This is a genomic window from Desulfofarcimen acetoxidans DSM 771 (assembly GCF_000024205.1).
GTDB lineage: Bacteria > Bacillota > Desulfotomaculia > Desulfotomaculales > Desulfofarciminaceae > Desulfofarcimen > Desulfofarcimen acetoxidans.
In genome coordinates this window covers 1,970,753-1,985,154 of record NC_013216.1, presented here as the reverse complement: position 1 = coordinate 1,985,154, position 14,402 = coordinate 1,970,753, and the positions used below count along the sequence as shown (strand labels likewise).

Below are 14,402 nucleotides of genomic sequence, written 5' to 3'. Positions count from 1 at the left end.
TTTGATTCGGTATAATGTAAGTGAATTTTATTTCTAACTAGCCTGGTTTACTGCAATAAACCGGCGTAGTTGATCTTTTGCTCGCTGCACAGTCTTTCTAGCTTTTTTGTTGTACCAACTGCAACCGAGTACATCAGCTATTTCTTGTTTTGTACAGCCAATCTGTAAAAGTTTTATTATTTTACTATTTCGCTCGGAGGTATTCTGCAAAAAACCTTCGAGCATTTCATTTTCAACAGCTGTATCAAACTCTACAATCAGCATATGCCTATCATCGATTATTTCCTTTAAAAAAACAGCTCGCTTTTTTGAAGCATAGTAACGGTACAGCCGTACTTCACTTTCATACAGCATCAGGTTTACTCTTCGGATAAACGGTGTTCTTCCGTTAAAGTTTTCCGCTGCCCTCCATAAGGCCTCATAATAATAACTTTTATAATCCTCAGCAGGTATTCGAAGGCTAGCATATTTGTTACTGTTGCGGTCAGCCAGCCTGTCTAACTTTGGCTTCAGTCTGCGAAAGATATCTTCAAAAATAGCAGGCTCTTTAGTTTGGGCATATTTTAGTGCTTGCTTGTCTATCCAGTTGTCCAAAGTTGTCGCCTCCTTCTTGTTCAGTTTACTTCTCATATATATAATCAGCAAATTAGATTGAATTGTGACATGGTACTTGTTTCCTCCCTTCCCGGAACATAAACCTTTAATTAATGTTTAAATTAGTTTATTATTAAGTTCCGTCTGTTTTTGAGTGACTTTGTTCGTCACTCGCGCCAACGTCATTAGTTATAACATCCCCGGTGTGGGGGTGTAAATAGGCTTTGCACAAGTGGGCGGTTTCGTTGCACAAGTGGGTAGTTTTCGATGCACAAGTGGGCAGTTATTATAATTTTAGAAAGGGTGATAAGGTGCCACATATCACTTTGAATACTGTACTTATTTATATTTTCTGTGGAATATTACCGGCTGTCACTAATGTAGTAGTCGGCTGCGCACTCATTGGGGTTCCCATTAACAGGAAGCAAATTTTACTGCTTGCTTTAGTTGCTATAGTTCCATTCGGAATCGTTGGCTCATTTCATCTGCCACCAGGACTAAATATTTTAGTTCTATTTGGGACATTAACAGCTTTCTGTCATTTGGTTTTAAAACTGAACCTTGTGACTGCTTTATTTATTCCGACCATAAGCCATTTTTTATGGTCACTTTTTGAAAGACCAGTTTTATATATAATTTTAAAGATTTTTGGTTTAACCGAGCAGATGTTCACTCATGGTCAAAACTTAATTGCAAATTATACTCTTATGTTATCTATCGGGGGCTTTTTATTCGTTATCGCTTATGTTTGTACCAGATATGATTTAAATTTATTTGCTTTATTAAAGAGGTCAAACTTAGATATTGACACACGTTTTACCAATAATTTATTTACTATGGTGCTGCTCTTATTAATCCCGGTCATCAGCATTATCCTCATAAATAGTGCAATTAAGTTATTTATTGGTGCTGATGAGGTTAAATACTACTTAACTATACTTACCAGAATTGATGTATTATTGATACTTATATTAGGTTCTATGACTATTTATGGTATTACAAAAGTCTTTAGAATTCTGGAACAAGAGTGGGCAGCCAAAACTGCTGTTAAGAATCTTGGATATCTGGAGAATCTTTTTCTATCCATACGTAGGCAAAAGCATGATCATAATCACCACTTACAGACCGTTTATGGACTTCTAAATGCCAGCGAATACGATAAAGCCAAGGAATATATCAGGGATAATTACCATGCCCTGTGCTCTCATAATGAGTTAATAAAAACGGATAATCCTGAATTCATGGCTCTGTTATATGCAAAAATATGTATTGCTGAGTCGCTTGATATAGATATAAATGTTAATATCACAGGCAGTCTGAAAGGCTTATCCATAAGTAATCACGACCTAAATTCCGTAGTCGGAAATTTATTGGATAATGCTATGAACGCACTAAAAAATATAGAGATAGGTATAAAAAGAATTGATTTAAGTGTTTCTCGTACCGCAGATATGTTGCACATTGAATCCAGCAACAGCGGCAGTATTACAGAAGAAGAATTTATTAAGAGAATAAATCAGCCAAAACTGTCAACCGGCAGACACGGTCACGGTATATCAATTATCAAGGATATATCAAGCAAATACGGTGGTAAATTAGAGGTTGCGTTTGATATTAATAAAATAACTTTATTTAGCACTATACCGCTTAAAGGTTAGGGGTGAGCTGAATTGATACTAAATGCGGCTATTATCGAGGATTGTAAAGAAGCAATTATAGGACTTAAACACCAGTTATCAGAAATACCCCATATTAACCTTATTGGAGAAGCTGAAAATGGTATCGATGGTTTAAAGCTTATTATGTCTAAACAACCTCATGTAGTATTTTTAGATATTGATATGCCGGGTATTGATGGTTTGGAAGTCGCCCGTACCATATCGGAGTATAATGATAATAGTACAAATAAGGTGCATACGATTTTTACCACAGGCTACTCGGATTTTGCTCTTGAAGCCTATAGTTGCTATCCGGTTGACTATTTATTAAAACCCTATACTGAGGAACGACTGAAAACTACTATCAATAAACTTATTGTCTCAATAACAGGAAACAATAAGCAATCAAAAAAGTTAATGCTTAAAACAAAAGAGGGACATGCCCTTATAAATAGTGATGATATTGTACTTGTGAATAAGGTTAATAGAGGCACATGGATACATTTAAACGATGGCACGAAATTATTGGCCAGCGACTCCTTGGATAAAATTGAGGAGATGCTTGACAGCAAGATATTCGCACGTTGCCACAGGTATAACATTGTCAATATTACCAAGATAAAACTTATCCAGACTTCATCTGGCAAAAGGACATATGATTTAGTTTTGGATAAAATAAGTGAAGTAGCAGTAGTCCATAAAGAATATATGGCCAAGTTGGAAAGCCTTTTGGCTACTGCCTAAATAAAAGGTGGAAATTCAACTGCGTGTGTGTGAGTGGTTATTCTGAGGAGTTTATCTTTATCCAGTTCATTAACATCTTTAACCTGTTCTGGCAGGTTAATTTTTTTTATATCCAGGTATCCGCTTAACTGTCTTACGATACTATCAGCAATTCTTTGCCCGGCCAGGTCGTTATCGGTTGCTATAATTAGTTCCTCTACAGGTGATTGCAATAAAAGGTTACGCTGTTGCCTTGTTAGGTTGGCCCCGCCTAAAGCAACTGCGGCCAGTCCAGCCTGCCATAATGTTATAGCATCAATCTCGCTCTCCACTATATAAACCCGATTTTTACGCGTTTTAATAACAAAGTTCAGCCCGTAGATGTGGTTTTTGACCGGCTGGCCCCCGGAGTAGTACCAAAATCTTTTATCTATAACACTACGGAATTTAATATTAACTAAATCGCCACGATAATCGAACCAGGGAAAAGTAACAGCATGGCTCTTTTTGCAATAACCGACTCTGAAACCTTGCTGCCACTTTTCCTCAATGCCACGCTGTTTTTCAAGGTATGGATGCCGGTAAGCGTATCTTTTTAATATGTCATTATTAAGCAGGTCGGTACTTACCTGGGTTTGAGTCAGATCAATGTTTAACTGGAGATGTTCGGCATTACTGTAAGAGATACAGTATTCCGAAAGCAGATAATCCTCTGTTTCCTCGTAGGATTCGTTTCTCAAGAAAGCCAGCAGTTTAACAAAATTACCACTTTTCCAGTCCTCATCATCAGCACCGGAATCAGTCCACGTTCCGTAATTCAGCCATACGACAAAGGATGGTATGCGGTCAGCCCTAAACGGTGAACAGGCAAGAAACTTTGTGCCTGTCCACCTTGGTTTTGACCAGTCGTAGCTTCGGAGTTCCCTGGCTACATCAACATCTAACTGGTAGCCTCTAATATTAAGCATCCTTTTTATAGCCTTTAGATAGTAGCCCAACGATAATTTCCATCATTTCATCTAATAATTCCTCGCTTTCAACAATGTCCATCCCGCTTATTAGTTGTTTTAAAGTAGACTCGGCATATGGCCCCTTGCCCTGCAAACTTCTTTCACGGTTCAGTTTAACTCTTGCATTTTTAACCCTCTGGAAAACATCTATACCGTATTTATCCTTTATTATGTCGTAAACATAATTGGTCGCTTTATCTACTTTTCCCCCAAAGAGGCACCGGGCAAGCTCTTTTATTTTTCGGTTAACTTTGGCCCGATCAGGAACATCGGTTAAATAACTAAATATTTTACCAGTTTTCTCTACCGTATCATCCAGGCGTTCTTCGGTTATTTTTAACTGCTGTTTGATACTGATAATCTCCCGCGCAGCCCTCACCTGCCACTCGGCTGAAGCTAGCAGTAAGTCTATTTCGGTGTGGCGATTACTGTATGTGCCAGTCTTGCGGATTGACGGGAGGACTTCTTCTACCACCCAATCAGTAAACTTCTCTGCTTCCGGTTTATCACTTCTGACAACCAACTTATATAAACCCGGCTCGGAAATTATAGTCATTTCTTTAGTTCTGCCGACAGCGTCGCTTAGAACGACGGTGTCTTTCATCCTCTCAGGTAGCCTAGAAGTAGCATGTCTGGAATTGCTTATCTCTAAAATATCACATACATCTTTTGCAGCAAACCAAGGCTCTCCATTAATCAGCACAGTTCGCACTTGTTGCCCTTCGTAGTTAAATACTTTTTGAAGCTCGTTCATGTTGCTGTTAGTCATGTTAATATCCCTCCAAAATAATATTTTTGTGTTAAAATAGTGCTGCTAAATCAGGTTCTTGTATAAAGCCCCGGTTAAAGTCACACCGTAGTTCTATTACTTTGCCCACGTTTGGTTCCCTTGCTTTCTCTATGCTGATACGACCTATACCGTCGCAGGCATCGAAAGTTAATGCTGTCGCGGCATCCTGAATAACAGCTACAGTTTCGGAGTAGTCAGTCAGCTTTGGTGGCTTGACCAATCTGGCCCCGTTCTCAGCAATTTCCTTATTATCCTTCTCGGATTTTCCTGGAGTTTGATGTACCACCATCCCTGCTACCTTATGCCGCCCGAATATTTGCCGGAGTTGCCTGGAGGTCTGGGTCATGCTATCACGCATCCGACCCTTACCGTGAATCATGAGGTTAAAGCCGTCTATGATTACCAGTTTCACATTCGGATTGGCCTGAATATCTGTTTCTATAACTTCCAGGGATAGCCCGGTAGGTAAGTCCTCCATCGTTTTAATAATGTAAGGCACCTTATTTGATGTTGGGTTATAATCTTGCAGATATTTTAAATATGAAACTTCATTATCCAAGATACCCCGGCGAAGTTTGGTATTATCGTAATGGCCCTTTAAGGTATCCAACCTTAACGCCTGCTGTCGTTTGGATAACTCAGGCGAATAGTGAAGCACTGTAAATTCATTTTCCCAGGCAATTAGACCTACATGCGAAGCTATCCACGATTTGCCCCGGTTGGTAAAGGCCAAGAGCAGTATATAATCACCAATTTCAAAGCCCCCGCCCAAAGCGTCGGTTAAGGAAGGGTAAGGGGTCGGAATATACTGCCTGGTTCTGTTCAGCTTGGCTTCAGCGTACCACATGGCTCGATCCTCACCGTTGGTGGCAAAGTTAGTGCCCTGGTTTATGCGAATCATGGTTGTGGCTTCAATCCGCTGGGTTTCCTCTTTGAGCCACGCCACGAATTTATCTCCTGGAAGCTCGCTGAACTTCTTAGCAGCCTTGTGCTGTAGTAGCTCAAACGCCTGACGTTTGGCTGTGGTAGCCTTTAATCGTGAGCATAGGTATTTGTACTCATCCCTTATTTCCGGCTGAAAATCGAAGTCCGGGCAGGCTGCTGCAACTGTTCGATAATCCGGTGTCTGGCCGTTATCTTTAACATAATCTCGCACAAACAGGTAAACCTCGCCCAGCGTAGGGAAATCTACCAGTCCCACGTTATACCTGTTCAAGATGGAAAAATCGTTATTCTCTATAATTTTCGATAATAGCTGTGCCTCAATCACTAAACAGCCCTCCCTTCCGTTTATCTGCACCTTTGAAGGTGATGGGAAGGGTACTGCCCTCAATACGGCTTGTAATCCGCACATCAAGGAGTTCTGCTACTCTGCTTAAAGGCTCATTACTGGTATAGATGGTAGCTCGTCCTTCGCTTACTCGCTCATCTATAACCTCATAGAACTCATTTTTGAAGGCATCTGTGGCATCACGAATACCGATGTCATCCATAACCAACAGTTCTACGACTATCATAAGCTCCTTGAGCCGGTAATACGTCAGACTCGCTTCCTCCTGCATATCCCTCGGCCCCCGAAACTGTTTGTTATATGCGTTTTGAAATTTCGATACGTTAACGAAATAGCCTGGAATCTCCGCTATTAGCCGCTTATGTTGCATGTGTTCGATAGTCCTGGCCACTATAAATTCGTTGAGTATCGTGCAGGCAGCGGTCGTTTTGCCATTGCCGGTTCCCTTCGGATTACTCTTGTCCGGTACTGAAAAAAAATAAAATCCTATACCTTCTGCCACTTTCCTGCTTATGTCCTTGCAGTATTCTTTTACAGCAATGGCGGCCTGTGGGTTATCACGGGTAAACGGAATTGAATCAAAAGTGGCCCTGGCACAAGCCTTTGGAATCTCAGCCAAGCCCCAGATACCCCCTACTATCACCATGCAACTTTGCCCAGCCGTAACATAAGGAATTGCACCAATCTACCGTTCCGGCCCCTTTGCATTTTGAGGCTAACAAGCAGTTTTGGGTCATAGCTAATCCCTCCGTCTGAGGCGTGCCATGATTATCTCGAAATCATAGCCACCGTTCTCCGGTACATTTGTTACCTCGTTTTGACGGTATATGGCATAAGCTTCACGAGCCATCCAGGTTGTTAATGCCCCTATGGTTGGTCGCTGGTATTTTTGGGTTTTCCATCTGCGGTCATACTCAGCAAATACTGTATCAATGATGGCTTTTATTTCATCTGGCGTAAAGTGTTTGATTAGCTTATTTTTAACCAAGCTTGCATCCCGGCCCCAATTGACTGAATAGTTCATTTCATAATGTTCGAGGTACTTCGTGCAAAAGTAGGTTATTATGTCTTTAGGTGTTTCAAAGGTGATATTGGTGGTAGGCTCTATATCTTCGTTAATATCGTTATTATAGTTATTTATCCCACGTTCCGCATCTAGCATATACAAACACAAGCAATTTTGCTTTAGGCCGATAAATTTACTTTTATTAACATGACATATTATTGAATTTGCACTTTTTATACCTCACTATTGAACTTTATATTTACATTAATTAAATATATTTACATTGTAATAAATGTAAAACACCTTAATGTTTTTAATGAACAAATTTAACATTTTAGGGTGAGTAGTTATGGGCTTATGATACTATAGATAATTCTTTTAGGTATATCGACTCATCAAATCCTGTCAATCGGATTATTTCTAATTGTTGTTTGCTTGTTTTGGTTGGTAGATACCTCTCTCTTCTTCCTAATTTACGGGTAATATGAATTATTGTAAAGTTCGTCATCTCTTGCAAAATCAACATTCCTGTTGGTTGTTTAACTTTTGAACGATAGCTTAATTGAAGGACTTTCCCTTCTGCGGCTAGATTTTGTCTAACTCTACGTTCCATAAGTGCATAAATTAACATGGTTATCAAGAATATATATCCAAGTGCTTTTACTCTTGACGGCTTTTTCAAAAAGACTTGACCTAATATTGCGGGGTTTTTTAGAAAGCGAAAGCGCATTTCCACTGTGTTTTGTTCTTTGTAATGCCGAAGGATTGTTTCTGCTGTATTTTCCCTTGGATTTTTTAAATTGGTGATCAGTACAAATGTTGATGCCCTTTCTTTTGCCATTTGCCAGGCCGTTTCATCCATTACACTAACTATAGCCTTTATGCGATAAACTATTTTTATGGGGGACTTTTCTTTTGTTTTGGGGCGCCCTACACCTTTTTTTTCTTCAGCAATTACTTCTGCATCTAAATGGTAGAACTGTCCGTCCTGTTTCTTTTTCATATGTCTTAAGTACGAGATGGCATCTTTTTCGCAAGCAAATTCTTGTTTACCAATTTCTTTACAGATTTTTTCTAGTTTTTTCTGTTCATTCTCAGCAGTACGCTTCAATGTTTTTTCTTTCTTTTGATCAAGATTTGATGAATGTACGATAATAAACCGGTAACGACGGTCGCCCAATTTCACTTTTATGGACTGAAGCTTATATACAGCAGCGTTTTTATCCGGCAATATATTCTCTATTTCTTGCCACTTATCTTGGCGAAAGGCCCAATCTTTAAGTGACGGTACTATTCCAAATGTCTCAGGAATTCGGGATATGAAGCGAATGTTTTTCTTGGCTAAATGTTTTAGGTTATCTATGGTAACCAGTTTTGAGTCAGCTACGTATATGGTTTCTGGACTATTAAGTGATTTTAACATTTCCGGCAATTGTTCGATTATTTGTTGATTCCATTTCACATCGTTTAAGTTGCCATCGTTTATTGTTCCCATAAGAGGTATTCCTTCGGGAGTTACTACTGCACCAGCTACTATCTGCTTGCAGTCCCGATGGCCGTCTTTGTTAAATCCTCGAACTATGTTTAATGTCTCCGACGAAGCATTGGCATAATCTCCATAAACAGTAATGGATGTAGTATCACCATGTGCTAAATCTACTCTAAAACGGTGTTTTAAATGTGCTTGTAAAACTATGTTAGAATACAAATGGTCTAGATTTGATTCAGCTAATCGATCCAATGTATTTCCTAAAGCATCGTCGTTGAAATCAGTTGCTTGTACCGTTGGACCAAATAATGCTTCTACGTCCATATCTTTAAAAAATTCAGATACTCGGTACAAAGGTTTTCGGTCTGTCAATATGTTTATAATCATAGCTTCTACATAAAGGCCTGGTGAATTATTACATTGTTTTTCATCCCAGATTACCTGATTGTTAATGATTTGTACTAAATTTATTTCTCGGGTAAGTGCAGCTATTATTGCGCTGGGCCCCACCTGTAAGCTATTAATATTTTGTAGTATTTGGTTTTCCATTTACTTACCCTCCTAATCTATTAAGGAGGCATTTGACATCATTGCTTGTTTCTCCTGCAAAAAAACATCTATTACCATTGCATTTTTCAACAAAAAATATTTAAATTTCAGCCTAAGTTTATCTGTTTGTAATAATTATTGATTTATTTCCTTAAGGGTACGGAATGTGGGATTTATATATTTATTAATATTATTAGTATTTATATAAGCTGTATTGTTTGTGTGTACTTTTTGCATGTGTTCATCTTCTATACCGATAGGTTTTTGACTAAATATTGTCAGTTGTGCTGTTGGTAATACTTTGTAGTAGCTGTAGACGAAGGCATTATTTGCCGATTTCCTATATTCCCTATCTAATATCGGTTGACCGTTGAAGCGATAACCAGCGAGGTACTTTATGTGACTTAAGGTAGTTTTTAGCGATAGACCCAAATCATTAGCGAGTTGCTTTTGGGTCGGACAGGCTTCTCCATCCTCGTTCATGTAGGAAGCGATGGCACAGAGAACGGCCCAACGAGTTGCCCCTAGTTCGCGTACTAGACCAGAGGTAAAAGCACTCCGGTACATCTTGATGAATATCTCGTTTTCCACTTTGCATACCTCCAGTGATTAAATTTTTCGTTGTCATCGCCTCCTATATATATAATCAGCAAAACAGCTTCGATTGTGACGTGTTAATTTTTGGGGACAAAAAAAGAACTCGCAAATTCAGCGAGCATAAATTCATTTATTAGGTTTTCTTTAGATAATTCATTTGTGTAGATTATTTTGTTTAATAAAAGGAGATTTTGCTTTCATGTGGAATTAATTACTAATAGGTACTATTAGCTTTGAAACAATTTATGTCTATCTGAAAAAGATTTAGGGTTATACAAGAACAGCTATATGATTTACATTAACAAGATGCAAAAACCATGATAGGAGAGGGTATGTATGGACTATCAAAACATGACCGCACCTTGTGGGTTGGACTGCTTTAATTGTCCCATTTATCTGGCAAACACCGATGAGAAAATAAGGAAGATTGTCGCTGTCCGGCTTAATGTTCCAACGGAAAAAGCCGTATGCCATGGTTGCCGTAATGAAGCTGGAGTAATCGCTGCCATTGGAAGAAATAAACCGTGTTACATTTATCAATGTATTCGGAAAAAGGAGATAAGCCTTTGCTGCGATTGTGTTGATTTTCCGTGTGATTACTTACATCCATACGCTGATCAAGCCGACCAGAGACCACACAATACTAAAGTTTTTAATTCCTGCTTGATAAAAAAAATGGGACTGGAGAAATGGGCTCAGGAAAAAGCCCTAAACGTTAAAGAGACTTACTTCAAGGGCAATATAAAATTGAACGACTAGCAAAATTGGGAGGTGTTACAAATAAAACGCTATGCAACCAATTTCTTGTTAGTAATAGTACTACTTTTAGGGGTGGGTTGTTCAAACACAATAAAAGGCTCAAATCCTTTACAGGAACCTGATAAGAACACAACAACCAGTCAAAATGTTTCAAAAAAGTATATTGAGAATAAGGGCAAGGGCTATAAAATTTTATCATACGATGGTATAAGTGAAAAATATGTACTAACAAAAGAAAAGATTATCCAAGAACCATATCTAGTAGAGCAATTCTTAATTATCATTGAACCACAAATCGGCATGGTATATAATTTCCTATAATACATAACAGGTGGGGAGACCAAACTATGCCATTCATAAGTCAAAGAGCAAAATTAGATTTGACAACAGAAGAAATAAATAGATTAGAAAAAATTATACATTCAAGAACAGAAAGTGTGAGTCATATTGAACGGGCTAAAATGTTTCTCTTGTATCATCAAGGAGAAACAATAGCTTCAATTGGTAGAATATTAGAGACTAACCGTGCAAAAGTAGAACGACATATAGATAAAATTTTACAATTTGGCTTAGATATAGCACTCAATGATCTTCCTCGTTCAGGCAGGCCGGATACAATAACCAAAGAAGATAAAGCGTGGCTTGTTTCTCTTGCTTGCCAAAAACCTAAGGAATTTGGATATAGCTATGAATTATGGACAACAGATTTATTAGCCAAACATGCACGAAATCATTGTGTAGAAAATGGCCATCCAACCCTGCAAAATCTAGCAAAAGGTACAGTATCAAAAATACTTTCAGCAAACAATGTTAAGCCACATAAAATTAAATATTACTTGGAAAAAAGGGATCCAGAATTTGAACAAAAAATGGCTAACGTGTTATATGTCTATAAAGAAGTTGAAATGGTATCAAAAAATGATGAACAATCAATGTATGCTTATATATCATATGATGAAAAACCCGGTATTCAAGCTATAGAAAATATTGCTCCGGATCTTTCTCCTTCTCCTGGAACGTATTCATGTCTTGCTCGTGATTATGAATATGTTCGCCATGGTACACTTAGTCTCATGGCCGGTATTGATTTGGTAACAGGTCATATCTTAGCTCAAGTAGAAGACCGCCATCGTAGTATTGAGTTTGTAGAGTTTCTAAAAATGATAAGTGAGTACTACAAAGATATAGAGAAAATAGTAATTATATTGGACAACCACTCCGCTCATATTTCAAAAGAAACAAGGGCTTATCTTAGTACTGTCCCAAATCGTTTTGAATTTGTTTTTACACCAAAACATGGATCCTGGTTGAACTTAATTGAATCATTTTTTGGCAAAATGGCTAAATCAATGCTGAGGGCTATTAGGGTAAAAACTAAAGAAGAATTAAAAGATAGAATTTACAAATATATAAAAGAAATTAATGATTGTCCTACTGTTTACCGCTGGAAGTACAAAATGGATGATATTGAAATAATTTAAATTATTAGTAGAAATTATATTATTTAACTAGCTTATTGATATGTTAATTAGGAATCGTTCTACTAGAAGAGTGGGCAGTACAGAATTTTAACCCCAAAAAATATCTATTGGAAAATATTACTGTTGAAAAGTTCATCGTTCAGAACCACCCTTTAGATGAATGGACTCCATTAAGTCATTTTGTTGATATCCATTCGACAGGAAAAACTTCAATATATGTTTTTATGGTGGATAACAAAGCTATAGGCGGTTATTCCAGACCAGTAGTTATAGGGAAAAATAAACTGGGAGACGAAATGATCTGGTCTATAGATGGTAAACAATTTTCTGAACTAAACCCTTATATCAATTTTGAACAGTGGAAAAAATCTTGGCAAGAAAAGTTTTGACGATAAATTAAGTTAACATACAAAACTAATATTAGCACACATATTTCTTACTTTTTTTCATACTTAATCAACTACCAATCCAGTATTATTGAAAAGCAACACAAACTTTTTAAAAGTTAACTCGCTAGCCCCCAATAGCCAGCGAGTTTTCCATTATACGCGATTCTATTCCACCCTAATAAATTGCTGAGTAAATATTTTACCATAACGGCTACCATCAAAAACACCGATCCCAATATGGGTAAACTCTGGCCTCAGAATGTTTTCCCTGTGGCCCGGCGAGTTCATCAAGTTAACATGAGCAGTATTAACATCCGGTGACCCGGCCAGATTTTCCCCAGCGTAGCTAAAGCTAATACGGAATTGCTTCATCATATCAAACGGTGAGCCGTAAGTTGGCGATTGATGGTCGAAATAACCGAGTTTAACCATATCTTGCGATTTCAGTCTGGCGGTCTTAACCAATCGCATATCAAGCTCCAGCGGCTTTAACCCGTTGGCCACCCTCTCTTTATTGACCAGATTAAACATAGTCTGCTCGTCGGCAGATAATCCCTGTGCGGTTGTCGAGGTAGGAGCCAGTGCAGGATTTGACGGTTTTGTGTTGTTAGTAACCATCTTTACGTTGAAGCCATATTTTTTCAGTAGGTTATAAACGGATTGACTGTTAGTTGTGTAAATAACATTACTTCCTGGGCTTATTGTGCCTTTTGTCGCAGTAGTCAACCTAATGGTGCTGTAATAATAGACAGCGAGAGATATAGCTACAGCTACCATCACAAGAATTATATTTAACTTTTTTGCCTTCATTAAGCGATTCCCCCTCGAAAAAAAGTTTAACCCGCCAGCTTCAGCCAGCGGGTGTTTACAGAATGTATACTTGATTACAACAGTATACTTGCCGTCTTCCGGCCCATCGAATGTTTACTTTCTAATAACCTTGGTCATATCAAATAGCCCGTTAGAGGAAAGACCCATTATAACACCATTCATCACAGCATCCTGGATGGCTTGATGAGGCAAGTAAACATAGCCGCCGATGATGCCCAGAAACATGGTTACTAACGGAATATACTTAGCCCCCAAGTATCCTTTAACAAATTGGCCCAAAGCGATAATAACAGCTACAACCACGCCTGCTTCAAACATTAGATAACCCCCTATAATTTATTAAAGGAGCCTACTGGCCCCTTAGTCATTAGCTTAACGGGATATTAATCTTATCCCCGATGTGAATCAGGCTAAAATCTTTAATCTGCGAATTCGCACCTTTGATGGCGGCCAAGGATACTCCGAACTTGGCAGCAATTTTCGTTAAGTTATCACCAGCCACTACAGTATAAACTACCTTATCCGGCTGTTTAATTTCACTAATAAACTCATTCCACCTCGGTAAAATTTTATATGGGCAATACTTAGCTGGATACCATTTTTGGTGTGGCACAATGTTTGTTAGCGGTATCTTATACTTGTCCATCAGGTAACGGATTAGCTCAATGGCATTAGCTTCTGCTTTTTCGTAATCACCATCCGAGTTAACACAAATCTCAATGCCTATACTAGAAACATTGCCCGGCCCATGCCCATCGGTTGCGTGCCAGGCGTTTTCCCAACAGGGTATATGCTGAACAATCCTTTTGTCGTCAACAGTAAAATGCCATCCAGTAGAATCATTCGAGTTTTTCAAGAAAGCAGCATGAGCTAAAGCATCAGCACCCTTGGCAGTATTACCCGTATTATGAACAGTAATATACTTCGGAGTCATTGGATTACCTGGTCTGTTCTTAGCTCCTACCGACAGTAAATCTACGCTAATATTAACCATTAGAAGTCCTCCTGCCCTTAAGTTGTTTTTTAATGTCATCAATATCACAAGAAATTTTGTTAGTCCTGCTGTCCAGAATTTTAAACTGCTGTGCAATGTCATCAATAAAAGCCATTAATCGCTCCTCTCGGTGCTTACTTTCTTTTAACTGGTAATAGAAAAGGGAAACAAATAGTGCTGCCCATATTCCCTGCTCTAAAGCCCCCTTGATAATCGCGTCATCCACTAACCCGTCCCCCTT

18 protein-coding genes are annotated in these 14,402 nt (G+C 38.4%); 6 read left to right on the top strand and 12 right to left on the bottom strand.

All coding sequences use genetic code 11. The annotated features are described in order from the left end of the window. Nucleotides 1-33 precede the first annotated feature (33 nt). Nucleotides 34-594 (bottom strand): sigma-70 RNA polymerase sigma factor region 4 domain-containing protein, encoded by a 561-nt coding sequence (locus tag DTOX_RS09190; protein ID WP_015757423.1) that lies wholly within the window; start codon nt 592-594, stop codon nt 34-36. Between the two features lie 326 nt (nt 595-920). Between DTOX_RS09190 and DTOX_RS09185 the strand changes: the two genes are divergently transcribed. Together DTOX_RS09185 and DTOX_RS09180 are read left to right on the top strand one after the other, a co-directional pair. Continuing rightward, on the top strand, nt 921-2,252 hold the full coding sequence (locus DTOX_RS09185) for a sensor histidine kinase (RefSeq protein ID WP_157862893.1): 1,332 nt from the start codon (nt 921-923) through the stop codon (nt 2,250-2,252). 12 nt (nt 2,253-2,264) lie between these two features. Next, nucleotides 2,265-2,996 (top strand): LytR/AlgR family response regulator transcription factor, encoded by a 732-nt coding sequence (locus DTOX_RS09180; protein ID WP_015757421.1) that lies wholly within the window; start codon nt 2,265-2,267, stop codon nt 2,994-2,996. Here the strand turns inward: DTOX_RS09180 and DTOX_RS09175 are convergent. From DTOX_RS09175 to DTOX_RS09145, 7 genes are all read right to left on the bottom strand, one after another. Then, nucleotides 2,993-3,943: a toprim domain-containing protein gene (locus tag DTOX_RS09175; RefSeq protein WP_015757420.1), complete on the bottom strand. Its 951-nt coding sequence runs from the start codon at nt 3,941-3,943 to the stop codon at nt 2,993-2,995. The two genes, DTOX_RS09180 and DTOX_RS09175, sit on opposite strands and share 4 nt — an antisense overlap. Then, complete coding sequence (locus DTOX_RS21440; RefSeq protein ID WP_015757419.1) at nt 3,936-4,754, bottom strand: BRO-N domain-containing protein; 819 nt, start codon at nt 4,752-4,754, stop codon at nt 3,936-3,938. Before DTOX_RS21440 ends, DTOX_RS09175 begins: the two co-directional genes overlap by 8 nt. 31 nt (nt 4,755-4,785) lie before the next feature. Then, the gene (locus tag DTOX_RS09165; RefSeq protein ID WP_015757418.1) at nt 4,786-6,045 is read right to left on the bottom strand and encodes a DnaB-like helicase C-terminal domain-containing protein; all 1,260 of its coding nucleotides are present in this window, start codon (nt 6,043-6,045) and stop codon (nt 4,786-4,788) included. Further along, nucleotides 6,038-6,685, bottom strand: a complete 648-nt coding sequence (locus DTOX_RS09160) for an ATP-binding protein (RefSeq protein ID WP_015757417.1) — start codon at nt 6,683-6,685, stop codon at nt 6,038-6,040. Before DTOX_RS09160 ends, DTOX_RS09165 begins: the two co-directional genes overlap by 8 nt. A gap of 120 nt (nt 6,686-6,805) precedes the next feature. Beyond that, nucleotides 6,806-7,228 (bottom strand): hypothetical protein, encoded by a 423-nt coding sequence (locus DTOX_RS09155; RefSeq protein WP_015757415.1) that lies wholly within the window; start codon nt 7,226-7,228, stop codon nt 6,806-6,808. A gap of 199 nt (nt 7,229-7,427) precedes the next feature. Beyond that, nucleotides 7,428-9,110: an IS1634 family transposase gene (locus tag DTOX_RS09150; RefSeq protein ID WP_015755906.1), complete on the bottom strand. Its 1,683-nt coding sequence runs from the start codon at nt 9,108-9,110 to the stop codon at nt 7,428-7,430. Between the two features lie 135 nt (nt 9,111-9,245). Continuing rightward, the gene (locus tag DTOX_RS09145; RefSeq protein ID WP_015757414.1) at nt 9,246-9,701 is read right to left on the bottom strand and encodes a helix-turn-helix domain-containing protein; all 456 of its coding nucleotides are present in this window, start codon (nt 9,699-9,701) and stop codon (nt 9,246-9,248) included. 342 nt (nt 9,702-10,043) lie between these two features. Here DTOX_RS09145 and DTOX_RS09140 point away from each other — a divergent pair, with 342 nt between their 5' ends. From DTOX_RS09140 to DTOX_RS09125, 4 genes are all read left to right on the top strand, one after another. Further along, nucleotides 10,044-10,466, top strand: coding sequence for a DUF3795 domain-containing protein (locus DTOX_RS09140; protein WP_015757413.1), 423 nt, complete (start codon nt 10,044-10,046; stop codon nt 10,464-10,466). Nucleotides 10,467-10,478: 12 nt separating this feature from the next. After that, on the top strand, nt 10,479-10,787 hold the full coding sequence (locus tag DTOX_RS09135; RefSeq protein ID WP_174260362.1) for a hypothetical protein: 309 nt from the start codon (nt 10,479-10,481) through the stop codon (nt 10,785-10,787). 26 nt (nt 10,788-10,813) lie between these two features. Continuing rightward, nucleotides 10,814-11,947: an IS630 family transposase gene (locus tag DTOX_RS09130; RefSeq protein ID WP_015757412.1), complete on the top strand. Its 1,134-nt coding sequence runs from the start codon at nt 10,814-10,816 to the stop codon at nt 11,945-11,947. Nucleotides 11,948-12,054: 107 nt separating this feature from the next. Continuing rightward, on the top strand, nt 12,055-12,336 hold the full coding sequence (locus DTOX_RS09125) for a hypothetical protein (RefSeq protein WP_242652575.1): 282 nt from the start codon (nt 12,055-12,057) through the stop codon (nt 12,334-12,336). Between the two features lie 165 nt (nt 12,337-12,501). Here the strand turns inward: DTOX_RS09125 and DTOX_RS21435 are convergent, their stop codons facing one another. The 4 genes from DTOX_RS21435 to DTOX_RS09105 all read right to left on the bottom strand — a co-directional run bounded on the left by DTOX_RS21435 (nt 12,502) and on the right by DTOX_RS09105 (nt 14,387). Then, a complete protein-coding gene (locus DTOX_RS21435) occupies nt 12,502-13,146 on the bottom strand; it encodes a CAP domain-containing protein (RefSeq protein ID WP_015757411.1) in 645 nt (214 codons plus the stop codon). A gap of 114 nt (nt 13,147-13,260) precedes the next feature. Continuing rightward, nucleotides 13,261-13,485: a hypothetical protein gene (locus DTOX_RS09115; RefSeq protein WP_015757410.1), complete on the bottom strand. Its 225-nt coding sequence runs from the start codon at nt 13,483-13,485 to the stop codon at nt 13,261-13,263. A gap of 49 nt (nt 13,486-13,534) precedes the next feature. Further along, a complete protein-coding gene (locus DTOX_RS09110; protein WP_015757409.1) occupies nt 13,535-14,161 on the bottom strand; it encodes an N-acetylmuramoyl-L-alanine amidase in 627 nt (208 codons plus the stop codon). Then, nucleotides 14,154-14,387: a BhlA/UviB family holin-like peptide gene (locus DTOX_RS09105; RefSeq protein WP_015757408.1), complete on the bottom strand. Its 234-nt coding sequence runs from the start codon at nt 14,385-14,387 to the stop codon at nt 14,154-14,156. The genes DTOX_RS09110 and DTOX_RS09105 overlap by 8 nt, the downstream gene beginning before the upstream one ends. Between the last annotated feature and the right edge of the window lie 15 nt (nt 14,388-14,402).